Origin of the sequence: Labrenzia sp. THAF191a, assembly GCF_009363335.1 — a bacterium.
Classification (GTDB): domain Bacteria; phylum Pseudomonadota; class Alphaproteobacteria; order Rhizobiales; family Stappiaceae; genus Roseibium; species Roseibium algicola.
On record NZ_CP045333.1, the window covers coordinates 3,815,805 to 3,837,552 of the forward strand.

25 protein-coding genes and 1 riboswitch are annotated in these 21,748 nt (G+C 58.2%); of the genes, 13 read left to right on the forward strand and 12 right to left on the reverse strand.

From position 1 onward, the window contains the following. Positions 1-88: 88 nt before the first annotated feature. The gene (locus FIV05_RS17520; RefSeq protein WP_152510450.1) at positions 89-523 is read right to left on the reverse strand and encodes a VOC family protein; all 435 of its coding nucleotides are present in this window, start codon (positions 521-523) and stop codon (positions 89-91) included. Between the two features lie 313 nt (positions 524-836). Between FIV05_RS17520 and FIV05_RS17525 the strand changes: the two genes are divergently transcribed. Next, on the forward strand, positions 837-1,694 hold the full coding sequence (locus tag FIV05_RS17525; RefSeq protein ID WP_055656627.1) for a branched-chain amino acid aminotransferase: 858 nt from the start codon (positions 837-839) through the stop codon (positions 1,692-1,694). A gap of 10 nt (positions 1,695-1,704) precedes the next feature. Here FIV05_RS17525 and FIV05_RS17530 read toward each other — a convergent pair whose 3' ends face one another. Beyond that, entirely contained in the window at positions 1,705-2,883 is a 1,179-nt protein-coding gene (locus tag FIV05_RS17530; RefSeq protein ID WP_152510451.1) for a YbfB/YjiJ family MFS transporter, read from the reverse strand. A 797-nt stretch (positions 2,884-3,680) separates the two neighbouring features. On the opposite strand from FIV05_RS17530, the gene FIV05_RS17535 reads away from it, so the two are divergent. The 4 genes from FIV05_RS17535 (at position 3,681) to FIV05_RS17550 (ending at position 6,541) form a co-directional block, all read left to right on the forward strand. Continuing rightward, positions 3,681-4,283: a superoxide dismutase gene (locus tag FIV05_RS17535; protein WP_023000984.1), complete on the forward strand. Its 603-nt coding sequence runs from the start codon at positions 3,681-3,683 to the stop codon at positions 4,281-4,283. Positions 4,284-4,489: 206 nt separating this feature from the next. Then, positions 4,490-4,945, forward strand: a complete 456-nt coding sequence (locus tag FIV05_RS17540; protein ID WP_152507621.1) for a cytochrome c — start codon at positions 4,490-4,492, stop codon at positions 4,943-4,945. Between the two features lie 143 nt (positions 4,946-5,088). Further along, positions 5,089-6,021 carry a cytochrome c gene (locus FIV05_RS17545; protein WP_152510452.1) on the forward strand — a complete coding sequence of 311 codons (933 nt, stop codon included), beginning with the start codon at positions 5,089-5,091 and terminating at the stop codon, positions 6,019-6,021. 28 nt (positions 6,022-6,049) lie between these two features. Continuing rightward, positions 6,050-6,541, forward strand: a complete 492-nt coding sequence (locus FIV05_RS17550) for a GNAT family N-acetyltransferase (RefSeq protein WP_152510453.1) — start codon at positions 6,050-6,052, stop codon at positions 6,539-6,541. A 195-nt stretch (positions 6,542-6,736) separates the two neighbouring features. Here FIV05_RS17550 and FIV05_RS17555 read toward each other — a convergent pair whose 3' ends face one another. The 3 genes from FIV05_RS17555 to FIV05_RS17565 are packed head-to-tail and all read right to left on the reverse strand — an operon-like array spanning position 6,737 to position 7,662. Next, positions 6,737-7,111 (reverse strand): RidA family protein, encoded by a 375-nt coding sequence (locus tag FIV05_RS17555; RefSeq protein ID WP_152510454.1) that lies wholly within the window; start codon positions 7,109-7,111, stop codon positions 6,737-6,739. Between the two features lie 17 nt (positions 7,112-7,128). Then, positions 7,129-7,347 carry a DUF2798 domain-containing protein gene (locus FIV05_RS17560; protein WP_023000989.1) on the reverse strand — a complete coding sequence of 73 codons (219 nt, stop codon included), beginning with the start codon at positions 7,345-7,347 and terminating at the stop codon, positions 7,129-7,131. A gap of 6 nt (positions 7,348-7,353) precedes the next feature. Beyond that, positions 7,354-7,662, reverse strand: a complete 309-nt coding sequence (locus FIV05_RS17565) for a putative quinol monooxygenase (protein ID WP_023000990.1) — start codon at positions 7,660-7,662, stop codon at positions 7,354-7,356. 99 nt (positions 7,663-7,761) lie between these two features. Between FIV05_RS17565 and FIV05_RS17570 the strand changes: the two genes are divergently transcribed. Beyond that, positions 7,762-8,688 carry a LysR family transcriptional regulator gene (locus tag FIV05_RS17570; protein WP_152510455.1) on the forward strand — a complete coding sequence of 309 codons (927 nt, stop codon included), beginning with the start codon at positions 7,762-7,764 and terminating at the stop codon, positions 8,686-8,688. A 4-nt stretch (positions 8,689-8,692) separates the two neighbouring features. On the opposite strand, the gene FIV05_RS17575 is transcribed toward FIV05_RS17570, so the two are convergent. Together FIV05_RS17575 and FIV05_RS17580 are read right to left on the reverse strand one after the other, a co-directional pair. Then, on the reverse strand, positions 8,693-9,091 hold the full coding sequence (locus FIV05_RS17575) for a hypothetical protein (RefSeq protein ID WP_023000992.1): 399 nt from the start codon (positions 9,089-9,091) through the stop codon (positions 8,693-8,695). A 204-nt stretch (positions 9,092-9,295) separates the two neighbouring features. Next, the gene (locus tag FIV05_RS17580; protein WP_152510456.1) at positions 9,296-11,380 is read right to left on the reverse strand and encodes a S9 family peptidase; all 2,085 of its coding nucleotides are present in this window, start codon (positions 11,378-11,380) and stop codon (positions 9,296-9,298) included. Between the two features lie 143 nt (positions 11,381-11,523). Beyond that, a riboswitch (cobalamin riboswitch) is annotated at positions 11,524-11,737 on the forward strand. A gap of 106 nt (positions 11,738-11,843) precedes the next feature. On the opposite strand from FIV05_RS17580, the gene FIV05_RS17585 reads away from it, so the two are divergent. The 6 genes from FIV05_RS17585 (at position 11,844) to FIV05_RS17610 (ending at position 16,098) form a co-directional block, all read left to right on the forward strand. Next, positions 11,844-12,122, forward strand: a complete 279-nt coding sequence (locus FIV05_RS17585; RefSeq protein ID WP_152510457.1) for a hypothetical protein — start codon at positions 11,844-11,846, stop codon at positions 12,120-12,122. Further along, complete coding sequence (locus FIV05_RS17590) at positions 12,112-12,516, forward strand: DUF1636 family protein (RefSeq protein WP_152510458.1); 405 nt, start codon at positions 12,112-12,114, stop codon at positions 12,514-12,516. Before FIV05_RS17585 ends, FIV05_RS17590 begins: the two co-directional genes overlap by 11 nt. Next, a complete protein-coding gene (locus FIV05_RS17595; protein WP_152510459.1) occupies positions 12,513-13,286 on the forward strand; it encodes an ABC transporter ATP-binding protein in 774 nt (257 codons plus the stop codon). The genes FIV05_RS17590 and FIV05_RS17595 overlap by 4 nt, the downstream gene beginning before the upstream one ends. 17 nt (positions 13,287-13,303) lie before the next feature. After that, on the forward strand, positions 13,304-14,239 hold the full coding sequence (locus FIV05_RS17600; protein WP_152510460.1) for an ABC transporter substrate-binding protein: 936 nt from the start codon (positions 13,304-13,306) through the stop codon (positions 14,237-14,239). A gap of 53 nt (positions 14,240-14,292) precedes the next feature. Beyond that, positions 14,293-15,354 carry an iron ABC transporter permease gene (locus tag FIV05_RS17605; protein ID WP_152510461.1) on the forward strand — a complete coding sequence of 354 codons (1,062 nt, stop codon included), beginning with the start codon at positions 14,293-14,295 and terminating at the stop codon, positions 15,352-15,354. Between the two features lie 153 nt (positions 15,355-15,507). Further along, complete coding sequence (locus FIV05_RS17610) at positions 15,508-16,098, forward strand: hypothetical protein (RefSeq protein ID WP_023000998.1); 591 nt, start codon at positions 15,508-15,510, stop codon at positions 16,096-16,098. A 35-nt stretch (positions 16,099-16,133) separates the two neighbouring features. Here the strand turns inward: FIV05_RS17610 and FIV05_RS17615 are convergent, their stop codons facing one another. Together FIV05_RS17615 and FIV05_RS17620 are read right to left on the reverse strand one after the other, a co-directional pair. Then, a complete protein-coding gene (locus FIV05_RS17615; RefSeq protein WP_023000999.1) occupies positions 16,134-17,369 on the reverse strand; it encodes an MFS transporter in 1,236 nt (411 codons plus the stop codon). A gap of 151 nt (positions 17,370-17,520) precedes the next feature. After that, the gene (locus tag FIV05_RS17620; protein WP_152510462.1) at positions 17,521-18,378 is read right to left on the reverse strand and encodes an SDR family oxidoreductase; all 858 of its coding nucleotides are present in this window, start codon (positions 18,376-18,378) and stop codon (positions 17,521-17,523) included. A gap of 140 nt (positions 18,379-18,518) precedes the next feature. Here FIV05_RS17620 and FIV05_RS17625 point away from each other — a divergent pair, with 140 nt between their 5' ends. Further along, positions 18,519-18,953, forward strand: a complete 435-nt coding sequence (locus FIV05_RS17625; protein WP_152510463.1) for a helix-turn-helix domain-containing protein — start codon at positions 18,519-18,521, stop codon at positions 18,951-18,953. A gap of 44 nt (positions 18,954-18,997) precedes the next feature. On the opposite strand, the gene FIV05_RS17630 is transcribed toward FIV05_RS17625, so the two are convergent. The 3 genes from FIV05_RS17630 to FIV05_RS17640 form a co-directional block, all read right to left on the reverse strand. Further along, positions 18,998-19,756: a transporter substrate-binding domain-containing protein gene (locus FIV05_RS17630; protein WP_209009693.1), complete on the reverse strand. Its 759-nt coding sequence runs from the start codon at positions 19,754-19,756 to the stop codon at positions 18,998-19,000. A 155-nt stretch (positions 19,757-19,911) separates the two neighbouring features. After that, complete coding sequence (gene msrB, locus FIV05_RS17635) at positions 19,912-20,361, reverse strand: peptide-methionine (R)-S-oxide reductase MsrB (protein WP_152510464.1); 450 nt, start codon at positions 20,359-20,361, stop codon at positions 19,912-19,914. 166 nt (positions 20,362-20,527) lie between these two features. Continuing rightward, positions 20,528-21,505 (reverse strand): diguanylate cyclase, encoded by a 978-nt coding sequence (locus FIV05_RS17640; protein WP_152510465.1) that lies wholly within the window; start codon positions 21,503-21,505, stop codon positions 20,528-20,530. Between the last annotated feature and the right edge of the window lie 243 nt (positions 21,506-21,748).

The window sequence follows — 21,748 nt, forward strand, 5'->3', positions numbered from 1 at the left end:
GGAAGAGAACAGCCTGCGGCCTCCTGCGTCAAGCGCAGCTATCTGCAACAAAGGTCGCAGGCAGGACTTATACAGCAATTGTGCCCCGCTATTGGACTGGGGGCAGGGTGATTGCGCCATCCTCTTCCACCGGCCAGAACGGGTTATAGGCAATCTCGAGCAGGTGACCGCCGGGGACTTCCACGTAAGAGGAATACCCGCCCCAGAAGGCTTTCTGGGGTTCCTTGACTGATCGGGCGCCCGCGGCAAGCGCTTTCAGGAAGCTTGTGTCCACCTCGGCTTCCGACCTGCCGTTCCAGGCGAGCGTCACCGCACCAGTGGGGCGGTCGGTGACAGAGCGTCCGATTTCCTCTTCCAGGGAGGCGCGGCCATAGAGGGCAAATACACTGCCGGGAACCTGGAAAAAGACCACTTCGGGACCTGGTGAGGAATGAACCTGCCATCCCAGGCCGTCTTCGAAGAAGCGGCGTGCCTCGGCAACGTCTTCGACCACGAGCGTCGTCACGGAAATGCGCTGTTCCATCCTGAACTCCCAAAATTGCTACAAGAACATATAGTGAACTTTGTGTGGCGAGAGTCAATGGTCAGAGGGCGGGGTCGGGGTTTCCAAGCCAGGGCCGGTGATGGGATCCGCATCTTGTCATTGCACGATCCGACTTGAAAAATTGATGTCGCTCAAGTGGGTGTTTTGGTGATTTTTATCCTGATATCATCGTATCTTGCGAAGAATGACAGCAACTTTCCTCAATTTCGCGGTAAGCTATTGACCTGCCGTGATGAGCGGTGTTGTTTCGGCGGACAGACTGCACAACCGCAGCGCAGAAAAGGGAAGAGACATGAGCGGATGGAGTGACACCTGGACCTGGATCGACGGGACTTGGCACGAGGGCAATCCGCCGATCATGGGCCCGCGCACTCATGCTTCCTGGCTCGGTTCCAGCGTTTTTGACGGCGCCCGCTTCTTTGAAGGTGTGATGCCGGACATCGATCTCCACTGCAAACGCGTCAACGACAGTGCCGTAGCGCTGGGCATGAAGCCGACCATGAAGGTTGGTGAAATGGTCGAGCTCACCAAGGAAGGCTGCGCCAAATTCGGTGGTGACCAGCAGATCTACGTCAAGCCCATGTACTGGGTCGAAAGTGACGGACCCGGGGTGATCGTGGGCGATCCGGACAGCACGCGGTTCTGCCTGTGCCTGTTCGATGCGCCGATGGCACCCAAGGATGCGGCGATGAGCATCACGCTGTCTCCATTCCGCCGTCCGACTGTTGAATGCATGCCTGTCAACGCCAAGGCCGGCTGCCTTTATCCCAACAATGCGAGAGCGATGCTGGAGGCCAAGGGGCGCGGCTTCGACAACGCCGTCGTTCGCGACATGCTGGGCAATGTCGCTGAACTGACGTCGGCCAACATCTTCATGGCCAAGGAAGGCAAGGTGCACACGCCGGTTCCCAACGGCACCTTCCTGAACGGCATTACCCGTCAGCGCGTCATTCAGCTGCTGCGGTCCGTTGGCTATGACGTTTTCGAGCGCACCATGGACTATGGCGAATTCCTGGAAGCCGACGAGATCTTCTCGACGGGGAACTACAGCAAGGTAACGCCGGTCAAGCGGATCGAGGAACGCGACCTGCAGCCTGGTCCGATCGCGGCTCGCGCAAGAGAACTCTACTGGGAATTCTCCCACGCCTGAGTGGGGAGTTTCATCTGACGACCAGTGCCGCGGCTACCACAAGCGCCGCGGCGGCTGCCAGGGATGAGGCAGTAAAGGACCCGGTCAGATGATGCATCTGGCCGGCAACCCAGGGCCCGGCCATCTGCCCGACGCCAAAGCTTGCCGTCAGTACCGCAAGCATCTGACGGATTGCAGCCGGTCCGTCCCGGCTGACTTCGCGCCGTGCCTCCATCAGGCCAAGGGCGGTGATACCCATGAAGGTTGCCCCGAGGAGCGCTGCGCCGAAAAGGAAGAGCACAGGTGCTGTGCTCACCGCCGTCAAGGCAACCCCTGCCGCTTCCAGCACGCAGGCAAGAGCGAAGCCCTTTCGAGTGCCCATGCGCGCGGCAATCCTGTTCCAGACGTAAATCGAAGGCGCAGCGCACAGCCCAACTGTCAACCAGACGAAGGCTTCGGTTGATTGAAGCGCCGGATTGGCGCGAGCGATCGTATTGACGAAGGTCGCGGTGATGACATAGCCGAAACCGAACAGGCCGTAGGCCAGGATCAGGCGGATGCGGCTGGCAGAGCCAAACGGAGATGCCGTGGCTTCGTCGCGGGAGCTTTGCGCAGGTGTGGTGACTGGCTGGGGAGACGGCTCGGACGGCACCAGAAATGCAGCCACCAGAAGAAAACAAAGCGTGGCAGCGCCACTGGCCAGCCAGAGCCCACGCCAGTCTGCCCCCAGATGCGCCAGAAGGGCGACCAGAAAAGCGGAAAAGGCAATGCCGCAGCCAACCCCGGCAAAGTGGAGAGCGCTCAAGCCACCGCGACCGGCTGCCGTCAGCCGCTCCAGGATCAGGCTGGTTGAAAAAACCAGCGCAAAGGCACTTGCGACCCCGCTGGCGAAGCGGATCAACAGAAACAGAGACAGGGAAGTGGTCAGCGCCATGGCGGCACTGGTCAGGGCGCTGGCAAGAAGACCGCCGAGAAACCACAGCCGCGGATTACCGGGCAGCGACCTTGAGGCGCCGGCAAGAGCTCCGGCCAGATATCCGAGAAAATTCGCGGACGCGATCAGGCCGGCATCATCAGGCGGCAACTGCAGGCCGTCGGTCATGAAGGGCAGGATCGGGGTGTAGACGAACCGGCCGATGCCCATCGCGGCAGCAAGGGCGAGCAGACCGCCGAAAGCCAATGCGGCAGGAGAGCGCGAGATGGGTGACATGGGGTTCCGGTCGTGAGGCGATATGTGAAAACTGACAAGCAGTCGTTGCTATCTTGCACGATCGCTCTGCTTTGTCATTTCAAGGAACGCGTTGAAGTAGGGTTGGTGCAGGGCAGGGTGAAGGCGATCAGTTTCCTGTCCGGACAACAGCGGCGACAAGACGAGTATTGGTGCGTATTGGCTTTCGCAGGGCATTGTTTCGCACCGACTGGACCTTGGAACCGGGAAACCGGGTCATGCAGGCCTTATTGATACCGTCGCAATGAACCATGCTCCACCGTAGCAACTGTTCGGGTAGCCGCAGGTCTTGTCGTTACACCATGAAATCCAGTTGTTGTAGCATTCGTCAAGAGTACTGCTGTTTCTGGAACTGACCTGAGAGGCGATAGTGGTGGCAAGGATAATATTTCTTGAGAAAATAGGCGGTATTTTCTATTTGTTATTTAATAATGGCTAGATTTAAAATCGGTAATTATCTAAATCATTTGTATATTCTTATATAATTCTATCTTTTTAAAGTGTTTTTGTTAAAAATAACGGCGCTTTTCTTTCGAAAATTACTGATCACATTCCCGTGAGTGGCGCAACTGCAGCCGTGTGGACGCGTTCCCCTCGTGGGAAGTGTCAACGGCAGATCGTACGTCCTAAAATAAAAAGAAAAAATTTCTTTATTTTGGGGATCGGCGCTTGCCGTGACGGCCCAGCAATCCTATTTTGCCGCTCGACGCGGCCGTTCCTGCATTCCTTCATGAAGCAGGAATGTCGCCGCCGGTCACCGACCTTTTAAGGAGTTTGTCATGTCTTTCGAATTGCCTGACCTGCCGTATGCATATGACGCGCTGGCCCCTTACATGTCTGCTGAAACTCTCGAGTTTCACCATGACAAGCACCACCAGGCCTATGTCACCAAAGGCAACGAGCTGCTCGCCGGCAGCGGCCTGGAAGGCAAATCCCTGGAAGAAATCGTGAAGGAAAGCTTCGGCAAGAACGCTCCGCTGTTCAACAACGCCGGTCAGCACTACAACCACATTCACTTCTGGAAGTGGATGAAAAAAGACGGTGGCGGCAGCTCGCTTCCGGGTGCACTGGCTTCCGCTATCGACAGTGATCTTGGTGGTTTCGACAAGTTCCGCGCCGACTTCATCGCCGCCGGTGTTGGCCAGTTCGGCTCCGGCTGGGCCTGGCTCGCAGTCAAGGACGGCAAGCTGGAAATCATGAAGACCCCGAACGGTGAAAACCCGCTGGTACACGGTGCAGCGCCGATTCTCGGCTGTGATGTGTGGGAACATTCCTATTACATCGACTACCGCAATGCGCGCCCGAAGTACCTCGAAGCTTTCATCGACAGCATGGTCAACTGGGACTACGTGCTGGAAATGTACGAAGCTGCAACGAAGTAATTCGGGAACCACCCCGTTTTATGAAGCCCCGGCCTGAAAAGGCCGGGGTTTTTTGTTTGGCTGTTTCGTCAGCGTTGACGCTGTGTTCACCGAACATGGCGCACTTCACGCGACCGTGATTTTCAGACCGAGCGGTACATGGGCTGTACTCGCACTGGTGAATCATTGCCGAAGGCAATTTCCACGAGAGGGAGAGAACGATGCGAATGATCAAATCGGCTGTTGTATTGGGTCTTGCGGCCGGGATTGGCCTTGCCGGTTCCATTGCTCAGGCGTCTGACGATCCGATTGCGACCCGGCAGGCCATCATGTCGTCGGTCGGCGCGGCTGCCGGGCTCGGTGGTGGCCTGATGAAAGGGGAGATCGCCTATTCTCCTGCTGCCGGTAAGGCTGCCATCGCAACGATGAATGCAGCAGCCCTGACATTCGGAGACTATTTCCCTGCTGGCTCCGATCAGGGTGAAACCGGAGCCGCTGCGGCCATTTGGGAAGATCCGGACGGATTTTCCGCTGAGCTGGCCAAGTTTGCGGACGCGACTGCAAAAGCCTTCGAAGCATCGGGCAAGGACGGTCCTGCGGATGTCGAGGCTTTCAAGGCTGCGATGGGCCCCGTGTTCGGCTCTTGCAAATCGTGCCACGAAACTTACCGTAAGAAAAACTGACCGGCGGCATTCCGGGGTCTACCGCACACAGACTGCAACAGGCAGGCTCCAGACTGTGAGACAGATCAGCGGCTTTTCACCCTGCCCGGGTTGAAGAGCCGCTGTTTTGGCGTTTCGGTGCCAGGAAGACCCAGGGAGACCTCATGAAAAAGGCTGTCATCGTCCTCGTCGTTCTTGCGGTTGTTGCGGCAGGTGCGGGTTGGTTCCTGTCCGCGCCGACGAAGCTGAGCGAAGCCCAGCTTGCCGCCATTGCCCAAGGGGATGCGTCGCAAGGGGAACTTGTATTCTGGGCCGGCGGTTGCACGTCCTGCCATGCGGCCAAGGATGCTGCAGGAGACGACAAGCTGAAGCTTGGCGGAGGCCTTCGCCTGGAGACGCCGTTCGGCGTGTTTGTTGCCCCGAACATTTCGTCCAGTACGACAGACGGTATCGGAGCCTGGTCGCTTGCTGATTTCGCCAATGCCATGACGCATGGCACATCGCCGGACGGGCGAAACTATTACCCGGCGTTCCCTTATACTTCCTATGCCCGTATGTCTGGCGAAGACATCGGCAATCTATTTGCCTTCATGAAAACGCTGCCATCCGTCAACGGCAAGACGCCACCTCATGAGCTCGGTTTTCCGTTCAATATCCGTCGTGGATTGGGGCTTTGGAAACGGCTGTTCCTGGATCCGTCACCCGTCATAGCCGCCCCTTCAGGCGGCAACGAAGTCGACGCTGCCCTTTGGGACCGCGGGCGGTATCTGGTGGAAGGGCCCGGTCACTGCGGTGAATGCCACACGGCTCGAAATTTTGCAGGGGGACTGGATCTGGCGAAATGGCTCGGTGGCGCGCCGGCTCCCACAGGAGAAGGCCGTATCCCGGACATTACGCCGGTGGATGGTGGTTTCGGCAGTTGGAGCGCAAGCGATATTGCCTATTATCTGGAAAGCGGCTTCACGCCTGAATACGATTCCGTCGGTGGTGAAATGGTGCATGTTCAGGAAAACATGGCCAAGCTTCCTGCCAGTGATCGTGAAGCGATCGCCGCCTACCTGAAAGCCATCCCGCCCGTTGCGCCGACAGCCAACTGACGACACCACGCGGACATTTTGTCATTCCATGATTCAATCGCAGCAAATTTCGATCGTACCCGTTTCAACCGAAAACGACCTGGCGCCGATCCGGCACCTGTTTCGGGCCTATGTCGACTGGCTCGGCATCGACCTTTCCTACCAGGGCTTCGAAGAAGAGCTTGCAGGTCTGCCGGGGAAATACGCGCCGCCGTCCGGGGCGCTTTTCCTGGCGAAGGATGAGGAAGGCTCGGTTCTCGGTTGTGTTGGCCTGCGGGCGTTCGGAAAAGACGGCGCGTGTGAAATGAAGCGGCTCTACGTCCTGCCGGACGGACGCGGCAAAGGTGTGGGTGGTGCGCTGGTGGAGGCTGTAATCGCAGCGGCGGTTGCCGCCGGCTACCGGGAGATGCTGCTGGACACGCTGCCAAGCATGACGGGCGCCATCAAGCTCTATAAAGCCGCGGGGTTTGAGCAAGTTGGCGCCTATTACGATACGCCGATCCTGGAGACGGTTTTCTTCAAAAAGCAACTGAACGGGTGAACAACTGACGCTTTCAAACAAAACCACCTGCGAGCAGGTGGTCAAGTTTCGCTTTTTATTATTGGGTCGTTTTGCCCGTGCACAGTTATTCGAGAAGTTGGAACACGTATCTCCATCAAGTTGTAGAGCCGGTCCATTGCTATTCAACTAAGGGATAATACGTATTTCTCAATCCGGTTGCAAGTCGTTCATCGATCAGGTTGCAATGATCGCTTCAACTTCGACCCTCAACTGTGGGTGAAACAGAGCGGCAACACAGACCAGCGAGCTAGCAGGAACCTCATTTTCATAGAGTTCTGCAAGGGCTGACCGGATTTCCGGCAAGTCGGTCATGTCGGTGACGAACACGGTTACTTTCACCAGATCTTTCAGTGATCTTCCATAGTGGGCGGCGATCGTGTGCAGCTGAGCGAACACCGCCCTGGTTTGCGGGCCGGCCGAATCGGCCTGTGCAGGTGTGCCGAAAGCTGTGAAACCGGATGTATAGACCGTCTGTCCATGCCGAACGGCGTGGGTATAGGGGCCTGCCGGCAGGCCCAGTTCCTCGAAATTCTGTCGGGCAGGAGGCATCGTTTTTCCTTTGCTGATTACGGCAGGCGGGCTGAAAGGAACAGCGTTGCCTTTTGCACGGGCGGGCCGAGAAAGAAGGCGATGACGGCAGCAGCGGGCCAGGCCAGACGAAAGGCATTCATCCATTGCCAGAAGAACCTGTCGCTCCAGCCGAGGTTCAGGAATGTGACCCAGCACGACATCAAGAGCGACAGACCCAGTGACATCAGCAACGTCGCGATCAATCGGTTCTTCATGACTGACTACCTTTTGATCGCTTCGCTGGTGCCGATTTCGCCCAGTTCTTCAATGTAGCTGACCTGTGTCAGGTTCTGCGCGAGATAGGCCTTGGTGTGCGGCATTTCGAAATGGGCGGCCAGGGCGTCCTTGTCAGTCCAGCTTTCCCACAGGGTGAACTTGTCGGGATCCTGCAGGTTCTGCCGGATTTCAAAGAAATTGCAGCCGGGTTCGTGTTGGGTTTCAGCCACAAGTCGGCGCAGTTCCGTCTCTGCCCTGGTCCGCTCCGCACCCTGTTGCAGTTCGATACCAGCGCTGATGAAGTAATTGCCCATGAGTGTCTCCGTTGCGTTTAAGAACGAAGACAGATTTATTGATTTCTCTAATCTCAATCTATATCGAATAATGAGAGTTTAAATTTTGAAAATGAAATCATGCTCGACGACATTGCCTTGTTTGTTCACATCGCGCGTAATCGAAGCCTGGCAAAGGCAGCCGCGCATCTCGGATTGCCTGCGGCAACGGTGACCCGGCGCCTGGCGAAGCTAGAGGAAACCATAGGCACTCAGCTGGTCTTTCGCTCCGCGCGGAAGTTCAATCTGACGGTGGCGGGTGAGGCGTATTTCGAGGCCTTTGCCGACCTGGTTCAAAACGCTGAGACGACATTGGACGGGTTAAGCACTGATCTGCACGGTCTTCGGGGAGCGTTGAAGGTGGCGGCGCCCACCAATATTTCCATCGGCATCCTGCAGCCCATGTGGTCGGATTTTCTCAAGACCTTTCCGGAGATCCAGCTGACGCTGACGCTCAGCAACGAGAACAAGGATCTACTGGAACACAGGGTCGATATTGCCCTTCGGGCCGGACCCCAAACCGATGAGCGGCTTTACCAGAAGCGTCTCGGGGTGGTGGCAACGGTTCTCGTGGCGGCGCCTGCATATCTTGAACAGGCCGGCGCCCCGGATCGACCGGACCAGATCGGCCGGCACAAGGTGGTGCGGGTGTCCACGCTTCCGCAATGGCAACTGACAAATCGGGAAACGGGCTGCCGCGAAACCGTGCCTGTCGATGCGCGTGTCGTTGTCGATGACATCAGTCTTGCCCGGCAGCTGGCCGGCGATGGTCACGGGCTCGCTCTGTTGCCTGTGAGCGAGATTTCCGATGACCTGATTTCAGGCCGCCTCACACCTGTGCTCGCAGACTGGCAAGGGCAGCAACGGGATATCTTTGCGGTATGGCCCACCGGGCGGCTGCTCAATGCCCGGGCGCGCTGCCTGCTTGATTACATGGAACCGTTCATGGCAGCGCTTCCCGTATTTCAGGGGACTGTCGTCCAGCGTGATCCTGCAAGATCCGCTTGATGTCCTACGCTGTGTAGGGATTGCAGCGGATGTAGCGCGGCTGATCGATGTAACTGGACATGACCGCAAGCCATGCGTTGCATTCGCCTTGAGTCTTGAAGCAACCGGCCTGGGAGATGATGTATTTCTGGCTAAAATTGAAGACCTTGCCACCGGCAATGCCTTTCCAGCCGCTGCCGGTAAAGGTGCGGCAGTCATAAGCTGTGTTGTAGGTGCTGGGGATGTCCTGCCGGTTCTTGGTGAAAGTGGGGGAGAACAGCAGCGTTTCCACCACATTGCCGCCGGTCGTGTCGTAGGACTGACATGCGGCAAGGCTCAGCGTGGCGGCCATGACCGGAACCAGGCGCAACCCCTTTTTCAGCCCATCAGCAAGGCGGTGCGGAAGTGTGCGGTAGCAGGTCATCACGGGCTCCAGTGAACAGCGTCGGTACGGTCCAGGACCGTTCAATTGATTGATTTGCAACAACTCTCACATGAGCCGAAGACTTGGTCAAAATCAAGTCACGTTCGCTCGGGTGGTACCCGCACAAGCGTGTGAAAGTAATTTAGGTTCCTGGGCGTGCGAACTGCTCCGCACGCCCGGATAATCTTCGGGTCTGACGAAGTGTCAGGCCTTGTCGGTCACCAAAAGGGCAAAGGCCTGGGTCTCTGCGACTTCCTTCAGCCGGTCGAAACGGCCGGAAGCGCCGCCATGGCCGGCTTCCATGTTGGTTTTCAGCATCAGCAGCTTGTCGCCAGTGCCGGTTGCCCGCAGCTTGGCGACCCATTTGGCCGGTTCCCAGTAGGTTACGCGCGGATCGGTCAATCCGCCTACCGCAAGGATGGCCGGATAGTCCTTTGCCTCAACGTTGTCATAGGGCGAGTAGGACGCGATGTAATCGTAGGCTGCCTTGTCCGTGATGGGGTTGCCCCATTCCGGCCATTCCGGCGGCGTGAGCGGCAGCGTGTCGTCCAGCATGGTCGACAGAACGTCGACAAACGGAACTTCGGCAATGATGCCGCCGAATTTTTCCGGTGCCAGGTTGGCAATCGCACCCATCAGCATGCCGCCAGCCGAGCCGCCCTGAGCGACGATGCGATCGTGCGAGGTGAAGTTTTCCGCAACAAGATGGTCTGCTGCGGCTATGAAGTCGGTGAAGGTATTCTTCTTGTTCTCGCGCCGCCCATCCTTGTACCAGTGGAAGCCCTTGTCCTTGCCGCCGCGAATATGGGCGATGGCGTAGACGAACCCCCGGTCGACCAGCGACAGGCAGTTGGTGTTGAAGCTTGCGGGAATGGTGATGCCGTAGGAGCCATAGCCGTAAAGCAGCAGAGGTGCGGAGCCGTCGAGCCTGGTGTCCTTGCGGTAGAGCACAGACACCGGCACGGTCTCGCCGTCGGCTGCGGGAGCCATCAACCGGCGGGTGACATAGTCGTCCGCATCATGGCCGGAAGGCACTTCCTGTTCCTTGCGCAGAACACGTTCGCGGGTCTCGACATTGTAGTCGAAGGTCTGCGATGGCGTTGTCATCGAGGAATAGGTGAAGCGGATCGTGCTCGTGTCGAACTCGTAGCCGCCGCCAAGGCCGAGTGAATAGGCCTCCTCGTCGAAGGCGATGGAGTGCTCGATGTTGTCTGCAAGCCGGCGGATCACGATGCGCGGCAGGCCGTCTTCGCGTTCCAGCCGCGTCATGAAGGACTTGTAGACGCAGTGCGACAGGATCAGGCATCCTGCCTTGTGAGGCACAAGATCGGACCAGTTTTCGCGGCCGGGATTGCCTTTCGGCGCAGTGACGATCTTGAAGTCCTCGGCGCCGCCTGCGTTTGTCAGGATGTAGAGTGTGTCGCCGTGATCGTCGATGGAATACTCGATACCGGTCTCGCGCTCTGCGACAAGCACCGGTTCGGCGGTCGGGTCGGTGGCCGGGATCATCCAGACTTCGGATGTCTCGTGATCATGAATGTCGATGACGATGGTGTCGCCGGACTGGGTCTTGCCGACGCCCATGAAGAAGCCGGCATCCTTTTCCTCGTAGACGAGAACGTCGCTCGCAGGGTCGGAACCGACTTCGTGACGGAAGAGTTTCGAGGGCCGGTGGTTGGCGTCGAGGCGAACGTAGAACACATAGCGGCTGTCTTCCGAGAAGACGCCGCCGCCGCCCGTATCCTCGATGGCGTAGTCAAAATCCTTGGCAGACTGGGCGTCGCGCAGCCTCAGTGAATAATATTCCGAGCCCTTGTCGTCATAAGCCCAGGCGATGAGCTTGTGATCCGTCGACTGGCTAACGCCGCCGATCCGGAAATATGCCGTTCCTTCGGCTTCCTTGTCGCCATGGAGAAGAACCGTTTCCGCGCCGCCGTCACGCGGGGTGCGAAAGAAAACCGGTTGCTGGCCGCCGGTTTCATACTTGAGGCCGTAAGCGAAGGGGCCGTCGGGAGCAGGAACCGAGCTGTCGTCTTCCTTGATGCGGCCGCGCATTTCCGCGAAAAGCTTCTCCTGCAGAGCCTTCGTCGGTGCCATCTGCGCTTCGTGATAGGCATTCTCCGCTTCCAGATAGCTGCGGATGTCGGCATCCAGCACGGACGGGTCTTTCATGACCTCCTGCCAGTTGTCCGCCCTCAGCCAGGCGAAATCGTCCTGGCGGGTAATGCCGTGGGTCTCAAGGGTGAGGGGGCGCGCTGCGGCGCGCGGGGGAAGGGCATCCTGTTTCATGGATCGGAGGTAAGATTTTTGAGCCTTGAAGGCAAGGGTCAATACTGCCGAGGCGGCAGGGTGTTTCCGCCTCCTGGCCATCCTGCCGTGCTTTCAGACAAGAGCGGCGACCTGCAAAAGTCTTTGACATTTTTCAGGCGTTCGCGCACTTAGGAAGAGATGGTTCCCGACTCCGAACTCCGGACCGGGATTAAAAGGGAACACGGTGCGACGAGCCCGAAAGGCTGCAAATCCGTGACTGCCCCCGCAACTGTGAGCGGTGAGCAAACCTGAAAGCGCCACTGGGGAGACCCCGGGAAGGATCAGGCAAGCAATGACCCGCAAGTCAGGAGACCTGCCATTTCACCTTAAACCTTAACCCGGGCGGGGTGCCCCGGAGGAGTGAGTGACATGGCCAATCGGCACCTGCCGGCAAAGTTGCACATTCGGTTCCTGACTGCCCCGCGAAATCGCGGAGGGCGATATGAACCGGAAATTTTCTGCTGAATTCTCAAGACTTGCCAACCTCCTGACCGAGGCTGATCCACTGGCGGCGCGCGCAGTGCGCGCGATGGTTCCTGATGGGCTGCAAAAATCTGTTGTCAGCAAGAATGTTGGTAATGTAATAACATTACATGATGAATGTGCCAAACCTACCCGATCCGGCCGTGCCAAGTGCAACCAGGAAAGCAATGCCTTTGCTTTTCCGCAGCCTCCTGTCGGTTCACTGGCAGAAGCCGTGGAGGCGCGTCATGAGCAATGATCCGCACAAGATATTCGTCTGCACGACCTGTCGTCACAATGGGCAGGCTTGCCATCCCGGATATGGGCTGATCTGCAAGCTGAAGAGCGCAATGGCACAGGCAGTGCCTGTCGTTGGAGACGAGTTCGAAATCAGCGGAACAGCCGACATGGAGAGCTGTTCGAGACCTTGCACGCTGGCATTCAAGGCCACCGACAAGGCGATCTACCTCTTTGGGGACATTGAGGACGATACGGACATCGACGACCTGGTCGACTACGCCAATCGGTATCGCCAGATTGAAAATGGATGCGAGGTGACCGAGGAAAGACACGGCAAGCGCTGGAGCGCATCGCAAGGCCGGCTTCCGGCAGCGATGATCGTTTCGGAAGCTGACGGGACGGCGTTCTCATGACTGGGGTCGATCTGTTTGTTCGCGAGGTCAGCTGGAAGACGGGGCAGGGCAAAACCATTCTGCATCCGCTCAGCTTCGATCTGCCTGCCGGTGAGGTTCTTGGAATTGCCGGCGCCAATGGTGCCGGCAAATCCACCCTGTTGCGGCTGCTCTATCGCTTCCTGAAACCGAAAACGGGCGAAATCCTTCTGGATGGCACGGATCTCTGGCACATCAGTGCCAGGGAGGCCGCCAAAACGATCGCCGCCGTGCTTCAGGAGCAGCCGACCGACTTTGCCTTGTCCGTGCGCGAGATCGTCACACTCGGCCGGCGTCCCCATGCAACCGGTATTGCCGGCGCAGGCAAGCGGGACGCCGAGATCGTCGATGACTGTCTCGTGAAAATGGATCTGCTGTCCTATGCACAAAGAGCCTTCGGCACATTGTCCGGGGGGGAAAGGCAGCGGGTGATGGTGGCCCGGGCGCTGGCGCAAGAACCAAAGCTTCTGGTGCTGGATGAGCCGACCAACCATCTGGACATTCGTCATCAGCTCGAGATCGTCGAGCTGATTGCCGATCTGGACATTACCATTGTCACCAGCCTGCACGACCTCAACCTGGCAAGCCGTGTCTGCGACAAGGTCTTGCTGTTGCATGAGGGCCGACTGGTTGCCCAGGGAATGCCGGAGACGGTGCTGACCCCCGGCAACATTGAGCAAGCCTATTCGGTACAGGTCCGACTGGAGCAACTGTCTGCCAGCCGCGAGCGCTACCTGACCTTCCATCTTTGAATTTCTGGAGACTTAATATGAAAAAAATTGCCCTGGGCCTCGCGCTCGCCTTTCTGTCTGTTCCGGCATTTGCGCAGACGAGCGTGGACAGCTGCAACCGCACGGTGACCTTCGACACGCCGCCAAAAGCAGCCGTTTCGAATGACGTCAATCTGACCGAGATGATGCTGGTACTTGGCCTGCGCGACCGCATGGTTGGTTATACCGGCATTTCAGGCTGGAAGACGCTGGACGCGGAGATGCGTGAGGGCATTGCCGAACTTCCGGAACTCGCGTCGAAATATCCGAGCAAGGAAGTGCTGATCGGAGCCGACGCCGATTTCTTCTTCGCCGGCTGGAACTACGGCATGAAGGTGGGCGGTGAAGTGACGCCTGAAACGCTGGAGCCGTTCGGCATCAAGGTCTACGAGCTGACCGAATCCTGCATTCATATCGGCGACAAGCCGAAGGCGTCTCTGCACGATCTTTATAACGACCTCCTCAACCTCGGAAAGATCTTCGGTGTTGAAGACACCGCCCACGATCTTGTTGCGGCCTACAAGCTGGAGCTGGACCGGATCGCGGCAACGGTGCCTGCTGGTGAAGAGCCGCTGCGGGTCTTTGTCTACGACAGCGGCGAAGACAAGCCCTTCACCGCCGGACGATATGCCATGCCAACAGCGCTTATCGAGGCAGCCGGCGGCGTCAACGTGATGGACGATTTTGAAAAGAGCTGGGCGACCGTCGACTGGGAAACCGTGGTGGAAAAAGACCCGGACATGGTCGTGATCGTCAACTACGGCGAAGTGACGGCTGACCAGAAACGCGACTTCATGAAACACAATCCCGCTCTGGCCAACATTGCAGCCGTCAAGAACGACCGGTTTGTCGTGCTGGACTATGTCGAGGCAACCCCGGGACCGCGGAACCTCAAGGCCATCGGAAAGCTCACCGAAGCGTTCTGGGGAGAGTGAGCCTTGCAAAAGATGCTTCGAACTGCCGTTGCAGGCAGAAACGATGGGCCCGCATGAGCGTGCTCACGGACAAAAGCGCTGGCCTGCGCCGGTTGCGGGGGAATGGGGTATTGCTTCTGGCCGGCGTGCTGGTGCTGGCTATTTCCATTGTAGCTGCCATCGGTGCGGGTGCGGTGGCGATCCCGGGCGGCACTGTCTTCAAGATCCTGGCCAATGGTGTGATGCCGGATCTGTTCGCGATTGACTGGACCAAGGGTCGGGAGGCTATCGTCTGGGAGATCCGGTTTCCGCGGGCGCTGTTGGCCGGGTTTGTCGGTGCAGGTCTGGCCGTTGTCGGCGCGGCCCTGCAATCCGTCACGCGCAATCCACTGGCCGATCCGCATCTGCTCGGCATTTCGTCCGGTGCAGCGGCTGGCGCCATTCTTGCGCTGCTGCATACAGGCCTGTTTCTGGGATTGATGACCGTTCCGCTGATGGCATTCGCCGGTGCGTTGGCGGCAACTTTTCTTGTGCTCGGGGTGACACGGTTTGCATCTGCAACCAGTGCCGACCGGCTGGTGCTGGCCGGTGTGGCCGTGTCCTTCATCATCATGGCGATCGCCAATATCCTGATTTTCCTGGGCGATCCGAGGGCAACGCATACGGTTGTCTTCTGGATGCTGGGTGGTCTCGGTCTTGCCCAGTGGGCTCAACTACCGTTTCCGCTTGGCATTCTGCTGCTGGTGGCGCCGTATTTTCTGCTGCGGTCTGCCGATCTCAATGCGATGACCATCGGCGATGAAACAGCGTCGACACTCGGCATTCCGGTTGCCCGGTTCCGTCTCACGGTATTTGTGCTGGGAGCTCTGATCACCGGTGTGATGGTCGCCTTTTCAGGCATCATCGGCTTTGTCGGGCTGATGGTGCCGCATATTGCCCGCTTTCTTGTAGGGGGCAATTATAGCCGGGTTCTGCCGGCATCGATGATGCTTGGCGCAATCTTCCTGATATGGGCGGATATCATCGCACGAACGCTTCTGTCCCCCGAGGATATGCCGATCGGCATTGTCACCGGGTTGATTGGCGGCATTTTCTTCGTGCTCCTCCTGCGCTCCCGCACGGGTCAGGCACACTAGAACCTCGCATGGACCGCTTCCGGCCGTTCAACCGGGCCTGGTTGAACGGCCGCTGGTCAGAGCGAGCCTCAAGGTTGGTTGTGGCGGATCTCGACGGTTTCCATCAGGCAGCATTCGTATAGTGTTGCTCTATCGAGACCAAAACGGACCCACATGGACAAACTTCCCACCAATCTTGCGGAATTCACCCACATCCGGATCATCATCGGCATGGTGATCGGGCTGGGTGTTGCGCGGCTGCTCAATGGCCTCGCGCGGTATGTTCAGCATCCCCAACGCGAAGAGATCTACAGCGTGCACCTTGGGTGGTCGTTGTTCATGCTTTTGTCCGTCGTTCACTTCTGGTGGTTCGAATTCGCACTTGGCCGCATTCAGGTCTGGACGTTCGAAAGCTATCTGTTCGTAATCGCCTTTGCCGCACTCTACTTTTTTATTACCGCCGTGCTTTATCCGGACAAGATGGGCGAATACGCCAGCTACAAGGATTATTTCCACGCCAGGCAGACCTGGATCTACGGCTTGCTTGCCCTAATGTTCGTGCTCGACATCGTGGACTCGCGGCTGAAGGGGATCGATTATTTCAACGATCTTGGAACCGCGTATCTGGTGCGTCAGATCGTGATGATCGTGCTGGTGCTGGCCGCGACGAGGATCCGCAAGTCCGCTTATCACATCGGTCTTGTCAGCGTTGTCCTGCTGTCGCAGATCTGGTTGATCACCAGCAACTTCAGCGTCCTGAAGTAACTGGCGTCCTCTGGCCGTTCATCGGAACCACAGCTTCAAGCGGCTGCGCCCGTCGGCCTCATCTTGCCGCGCATGAAGATGAAGATCATCACCGCCATGTTGAGGAAGTTCCAGGCGATACCGTTCAGGAACGCGGCCTGGTAGGAGCCTGTGAGGTCGTAGATCCAGCCGGACAGCCAGCCCCCGAGGGCCATGCCGAGAATGGTTGCCATGATCACCAGGCCGACACGCTGTCCAGCTTCGCGGGCCGGCAGGTATTCTCGCACGATCACGGCATAGCTGGGCACGATGCCGCCCTGCGACAGACCGAAGATGAGGGACACGAGATAGAGCGAAGCCAGGCCGTTGAAGGGAATGAACAGGAACAGCGCTGCGCATTGCAGCACGGAACCGATCAGCAGGGTCATGACACCGCCGATCTTGTCGGCGATATATCCGGATGCCAGCCGGCTGATCACACCGGCACCGGTCATCAGCGCGATCATGTCCGCTCCGGGGGCGACGCCATAACCGAGATCGACGCAATAGGCGACGATGTGAACCTGTGGCATCGACATGGCGACGCAGCATGCAAGACCGGCGACCACGAGAAGAGCCTGCAGAACCGCGGGTGGCAGGCCGGTGTCCTGGCGACCGAAACGGGCCGTGGCCGCACCGGTGCTCAGGGATGTGTCCGGAGGAGGCCGGCGCAGCAAAAGCGCCAGCGGCACCATGGCGACAAGGCAGATGACGCCGATGAGGATATAGGTCTGGCGCCAGTCGGACGTCGCAAGGCTCCACTGGATCAGCGATGGCCAGAGCACACCGGCAAGATAGTTTCCGCAGGCGGCGCAGGCGACGGCAAAACCGCGCCGTTTCAGGAACCAGTGGGAGATATCGGCGATCAGCGGGCCGAATGTGGCCGCGGTGCCCAGACCGATCAGCAGGCCCTGCGCCAGAGAGAAGCTCCAGACATCCGGCGCAAAGGCGGCCAGAACGAAGCCGGCGCCGAGTGAAAGTGCAGAGCCGATGACGGGTATGACAATGCCGTAGCGGTCGACGACGCGGCCAAGCAGGTAGTTGCCCGCGGCAAAGCCGAACATCGTCGCGGTGTAGGGCAGGGACGCTCCGGCACGATCGATCCCGAAATCCGTCTGGACGGCAGGCAGAACGATGACAACCGCCCACATGCCTGCACCACCAAGGGTGCTCAGCAAAATCGAAATCGCCAACCGGAACCAGGCGTAAGGCCCGTCCTGGACGTATGGATCGGATGCGTTGGCAAGGGACATGATCGGGTACCGGGAAAGTGCAGGACCATCTGCCTAACAGGTTCGCCGATGGGGAACCAACAAATATCCTTGAACCAACCGACCACAAATTCAAATGATTGCACGAAGGCGGAGGGGCCGCCTTCGTGCCGGAGCAGGCAATTAGCGGACGTCAGGCGTTCGCTTTGAGGCTTTCGGAGATGAAATCACTCAACGAGCGTGTCGGATGACCGATCAGGTCCTCCAGGGCCGTGGAAGTCGTGAAGAGCTCGCCTTGAGACGCGCCTCTGTCGGAATCAGCAAGGACATTTGCAAAACCTTCCGGCAGACCTGCCTGGACCAGGATGCCGGCATAGGTTGCTTCTGGCAGATTGTTGAACGGTATCTCACGGCCGGCCTGGCTGGAGAGTTCCGCTGCCAGGTCGGCAAGACTGAACGCAGGTGATCCACCAAGTTCCAGTGCTCGCGTGCTCAGGTCGCTGCCGGCAACGGTGCGGGCTGCGGCTTCTGCGTAATCTTCGCGTCCAGCGGCGGAAAACTTGCCATCACCGCTTGCGCCCGCAACGGCGCCATGGGCAAGGGCAGCCGCTACAGTGCCGCCGAAATTCTCGACGTACCAGCCGTTGCGCAGCACGGCATGGGCAATGCCGCTTTCGCGCAGCATCCGTTCCGTTTCGGCATGTTCCACACCCAGCTGGAGGCTGGACTGCGGAACGTTGAGAAGGCTGGTGTAGACGATGAAACGGACGCCGGCTGCCTTGGCTGCGTCGATGACGGCCTTGTGCTGCGGCGCGCGCTTGCCGACCTCCGATCCGGAGATCAGCAGAAGACGCTCAACACCTTCCAACGCAGCCGGCAGGGTGGCGCTATCATCGTAATCTGCCTTCACCACCGAAACCTGGTCCGTGGCAAGATCGCCGGCTTTTTCCGGTGAGCGGACAAGCGCGCGAACTGGCTCGACGGTGAGGCCGGCAAGATGTTTGAGGACGAGACGGCCCAGCTGACCATTGGCACCCGTGACTGCGATCATTGTGTTTCTCCTTGAAGGTTGATCGTTCGAAAATGCATCGGATGCTGCCCATGTAGACGGATCACTTACTTTTTGTTAGTACGTACAAAAAGGTTAGTTTTGAGATTTATTGGATCTCGGACAAAAAACTGGAAAACAGGATGAGCGATACGGCAGAAATAACCCCCAAGTGCGTGCTGAACAGCGGCGCGCCCTTGTCCGAATTGATGCAGCAGGGGGAACTGCTCAACCAGAATTGTCCATCACGCGAAATCCTGCGGCATCTGACGAGCCGTTGGGGCGTGTTGGTGCTGATTGCGCTTCTGGATAAAGATCAGCGGTTTTCGGAACTTCGTCGCACCGTCGGCGGCGTCAGTGAAAAGATGCTGGCGCAAACGCTGCAGACTTTGGAGGCCGACGGGTTCGTCAACCGCTATTCCCACCCGGTGGTGCCACCGCATGTCGATTACAGCCTGTCCCCGATCGGCCGGGAGGCTGCAGAGAAAGTGCGAGAATTCGCTGACTGGATCGAGATCAATATCGCCAGGATCCTGTCCGCCAAATCCGGCCATGAGGAGGCCGTGGCAGCGGAGTAAGGATTTGAGGCGTTGTTCCGGCTATTGAGCGCGGAGATGAACCGTCAGTGAGTATAGCGGTCGACGATCTGCCAGTATCTCGGATCGCGCCACACCCTGGAGACGGCAGCCGACAGCCGGCCTCTGATCTGCGGATCGAGATCCTTGTTGGCCGCCAGCCACTGGATGCCGTGGGTAACCGGAGCGCCGATGACGAGACTTCCCGGGTCGTATCCCTGTTGGCGGAACATGTAGCTCGCCCGAACAGACATGGTGTACCAGGCATCGATCCTGCCGGTCTTGAGCATGACGCTCATCTGTTCGGCTGATGGTATTTCCTCAACGTTGCGAACTCCAAACCGCTGCAGGATCTGGCTGCGCTGGCTGCCCAGATGCACCCCGATGACCTTGCCGCTCTCAATAGCCTTTTCAAAGGTATCCAACGGCTGATCGAGCGTTACGAATGCGCTTTCCGTATAAAGCAGGGGGGCGATGTACTGGAATTTCTCACTGCGGTTCCTGGAATAGGCAGCAGTAAAGAGAAGTGAACCGGGTGTGTTTTCAGCCAGGAGCTGCGCGCGCCTCCAGGGGGCGAAGCGGATCTTGATATCGAGGCCGGCCTCTTCTGCAACGAGCTCCATGAGCTCGACTGCAATGCCCTTCTCCTGCTCATTGATGGAGAGAGGGGGCAGAAATCCGGTGAATGCGACAAGCTCTTCTGCAGCGGCTGGTGAAGGCAGGACCGGCTGGCCGGCAAGTCCCAAGCCTAGGCCGAAAACCAGTGCGCGCACGCAGGTGCAAGCAAAACTCCGTAGTACAGACAAGTCCCACCCCGATGTTCTTGAAGTTTGTGATGCTATTATTATCAGGGGTGTGTAACTGAAATCTAAAACTGGAAACTGTTCTTGAAACGGGCTTTTAATGCATGCATTAAATCTGCCCGCCTCGAAGCTGTAGCCGAGGCGGGCAGATAAACGGTCTATTCCGACTTGGCGGGTGGCCGGCCGCCGTGAACGAAATTCATTGCATGGCCATTGAGGCAATAGCGCAAGCCTGTCGGAGGTGGCCCGTCCGGGAAGACGTGACCCAAATGCGCGTCGCAGCTGCTGCAACGGATTTCAGTTCGGATCATCCCATGGGACTGGTCTTCAAGTTCCCGGATAGCTTCCGGGTCTACTGCCTCGAAAAAGCTGGGCCAGCCGCAGCCGGAATCGAATTTTGTATCCGACATGAACAGCGGCGTTTCACAGCACACGCAATCGTAACGGCCGATGAGCTTGTTGTCCCAGTAGGGACCGGTGAAAGGGCGCTCGGTGCCGGATTGGCGGGTCACATAGAACTGCTCGGGCGTAAGCTGCTCCATCCATTCGGCGGTGGTCTTCCTGATGGGGGGAGATGCTTTTTCGTGGCGGGTGGTTTCGTCGCTCATTCGGCATTCCTTATTTGATGTTTTTCCCAGAAATAGGGGCGTGCACAGGTTGCTGCAAGCCGGAGCAGATAACGGTTTCGTCAATCGTCACCTGCGGAGCCAGGCCGTGTTTTATCCGTTCATGGATTGGAAGGTGCTCTTGATTGTCGCCGTGAATGGTCCGGGGCTAGCGAGCCAGGTGGCTTAAGGACGTCTTCACCCGGTTACCACCTTCCTGCCTCGCCTGAAAAACGCAGTTTTCGGCAGCAGCGAGGAGGAATTCCGAGCTTTCCGAGACGCCCGTCTGTTCAACGACCGCGCAAGCCGCACCGACTGAGGCCGTCATGATGCCATTGCCGGCAGTATTTTCGGGGTTGGGAATGCCAAGGTCCTGAATGGCCAAGTGCAGATATGCGCTGATTGTCTCGGCGCCCATTTCATGAGTTCTTGGAAGGAGGAGAGAAAATTCCGCCGTTGCCGTTCGTGCGGCGATATCCGCCGGACGGCGCGCGGTCTCCTTCAGGGTATCGGCGACCCTGGTCAGGCAATCCTCGGCAGCGCTCGGTCCGAACCTCTCCACAAGAGCTTCGAAACGGTCGAGAGACACCTTGATCAGACTGGTGTGGGTCTTTTCACGCAAGGCGATTGCCCATTCCCGTTTCAGGCCATCCTCGAAGGCACGGCGGTTGAGAAGTCCGGTGAGCGGATCCGTCTGGGTTGCCGCATCCAGCAGGCTTTCCAGCTCCTTGCGTTTGGAAATGCTGCGGAAATAGACCGCAAATGCGTAAGGCTTGCCGGCGGCATCTTCCAGAAGATGCGTGGTCACCTCCGCCCAGACCATCGGGCCGAAGGCGGAACGGAGCTGAAGATCGGCATGGGGAAGGGGGGCGTCGGCATCGCCGCTTCCGGAAAGGATCCGGTGCAGCAGGTCCGCATCGGTATTCGGGTTGGCCAGATAGACCAGGTCGCTCAGGTGATCGACCAGTTTGTCAGCACTCCATCCGAACATGCGCTCGGTTGCCGGAGAGATGAAAGCGGGCGTGCCGTCCAGTCCGATCAGAACAATGGCTTCATTGCCAAGTTTGACGAGCGTTTCAAAGTCGATGTTGGACGGGCGGAGTAGATCCGTTCCCGAAGGCGTATCCCTATTGCTACCCAACACCATCGTCTGTGCCTCGCTCGAATTCCGTGGCAACGCATTCCCGAATTGAAACTGAACGGTATTCACGCTTTGAAATCAAGTGGCAAGCTGCCTTTCTTGGGTGCAGACGGAGGTGGTTTGACCCGAGTGTGAATGTTGTCGGGTGTATTGCGGGCGCGGATACCTCAAGTTTCGGCGGTGATACGTTTTCAGCACAGAATAAATCTGTGAGATCCCCAATTGTCAGTCCTGCCCCTGACAAAAGCG

Excerpts from the sequence above, each read along its gene's own strand:
- msrB (WP_152510464.1), bottom strand. The coding sequence starts at position 20,361 with ATGAGCGACGAAACCACCCGCCACGAAAAAGCATCTCCCCCCATCAGG.
- FIV05_RS17575 (WP_023000992.1), bottom strand. The coding sequence starts at position 9,091 with ATGACCTGCTACCGCACACTTCCGCACCGCCTTGCTGATGGGCTGAAA.
- FIV05_RS17610 (WP_023000998.1), top strand. The coding sequence starts at position 15,508 with ATGGACAAACTTCCCACCAATCTTGCGGAATTCACCCACATCCGGATC.
- FIV05_RS17595 (WP_152510459.1), top strand. The coding sequence starts at position 12,513 with ATGACTGGGGTCGATCTGTTTGTTCGCGAGGTCAGCTGGAAGACGGGG.
- FIV05_RS17625 (WP_152510463.1), top strand. The coding sequence starts at position 18,519 with ATGAGCGATACGGCAGAAATAACCCCCAAGTGCGTGCTGAACAGCGGC.
- FIV05_RS17525 (WP_055656627.1), top strand. The coding sequence starts at position 837 with ATGAGCGGATGGAGTGACACCTGGACCTGGATCGACGGGACTTGGCAC.
- FIV05_RS17540 (WP_152507621.1), top strand. The coding sequence starts at position 4,490 with ATGATCAAATCGGCTGTTGTATTGGGTCTTGCGGCCGGGATTGGCCTT.
- FIV05_RS17585 (WP_152510457.1), top strand. The coding sequence starts at position 11,844 with ATGAACCGGAAATTTTCTGCTGAATTCTCAAGACTTGCCAACCTCCTG.
- FIV05_RS17570 (WP_152510455.1), top strand. The coding sequence starts at position 7,762 with ATGCTCGACGACATTGCCTTGTTTGTTCACATCGCGCGTAATCGAAGC.
- FIV05_RS17615 (WP_023000999.1), bottom strand. The coding sequence starts at position 17,369 with ATGTCCCTTGCCAACGCATCCGATCCATACGTCCAGGACGGGCCTTAC.
- FIV05_RS17590 (WP_152510458.1), top strand. The coding sequence starts at position 12,112 with ATGAGCAATGATCCGCACAAGATATTCGTCTGCACGACCTGTCGTCAC.
- FIV05_RS17620 (WP_152510462.1), bottom strand. The coding sequence starts at position 18,378 with ATGATCGCAGTCACGGGTGCCAATGGTCAGCTGGGCCGTCTCGTCCTC.
- FIV05_RS17560 (WP_023000989.1), bottom strand. The coding sequence starts at position 7,347 with ATGAAGAACCGATTGATCGCGACGTTGCTGATGTCACTGGGTCTGTCG.
- FIV05_RS17535 (WP_023000984.1), top strand. The coding sequence starts at position 3,681 with ATGTCTTTCGAATTGCCTGACCTGCCGTATGCATATGACGCGCTGGCC.
- FIV05_RS17580 (WP_152510456.1), bottom strand. The coding sequence starts at position 11,380 with ATGAAACAGGATGCCCTTCCCCCGCGCGCCGCAGCGCGCCCCCTCACC.
- FIV05_RS17600 (WP_152510460.1), top strand. The coding sequence starts at position 13,304 with ATGAAAAAAATTGCCCTGGGCCTCGCGCTCGCCTTTCTGTCTGTTCCG.
- FIV05_RS17520 (WP_152510450.1), bottom strand. The coding sequence starts at position 523 with ATGGAACAGCGCATTTCCGTGACGACGCTCGTGGTCGAAGACGTTGCC.
- FIV05_RS17605 (WP_152510461.1), top strand. The coding sequence starts at position 14,293 with ATGAGCGTGCTCACGGACAAAAGCGCTGGCCTGCGCCGGTTGCGGGGG.
- FIV05_RS17640 (WP_152510465.1), bottom strand. The coding sequence starts at position 21,505 with ATGGTGTTGGGTAGCAATAGGGATACGCCTTCGGGAACGGATCTACTC.
- FIV05_RS17545 (WP_152510452.1), top strand. The coding sequence starts at position 5,089 with ATGAAAAAGGCTGTCATCGTCCTCGTCGTTCTTGCGGTTGTTGCGGCA.
- FIV05_RS17530 (WP_152510451.1), bottom strand. The coding sequence starts at position 2,883 with ATGTCACCCATCTCGCGCTCTCCTGCCGCATTGGCTTTCGGCGGTCTG.
- FIV05_RS17555 (WP_152510454.1), bottom strand. The coding sequence starts at position 7,111 with ATGCCTCCTGCCCGACAGAATTTCGAGGAACTGGGCCTGCCGGCAGGC.
- FIV05_RS17550 (WP_152510453.1), top strand. The coding sequence starts at position 6,050 with ATGATTCAATCGCAGCAAATTTCGATCGTACCCGTTTCAACCGAAAAC.
- FIV05_RS17565 (WP_023000990.1), bottom strand. The coding sequence starts at position 7,662 with ATGGGCAATTACTTCATCAGCGCTGGTATCGAACTGCAACAGGGTGCG.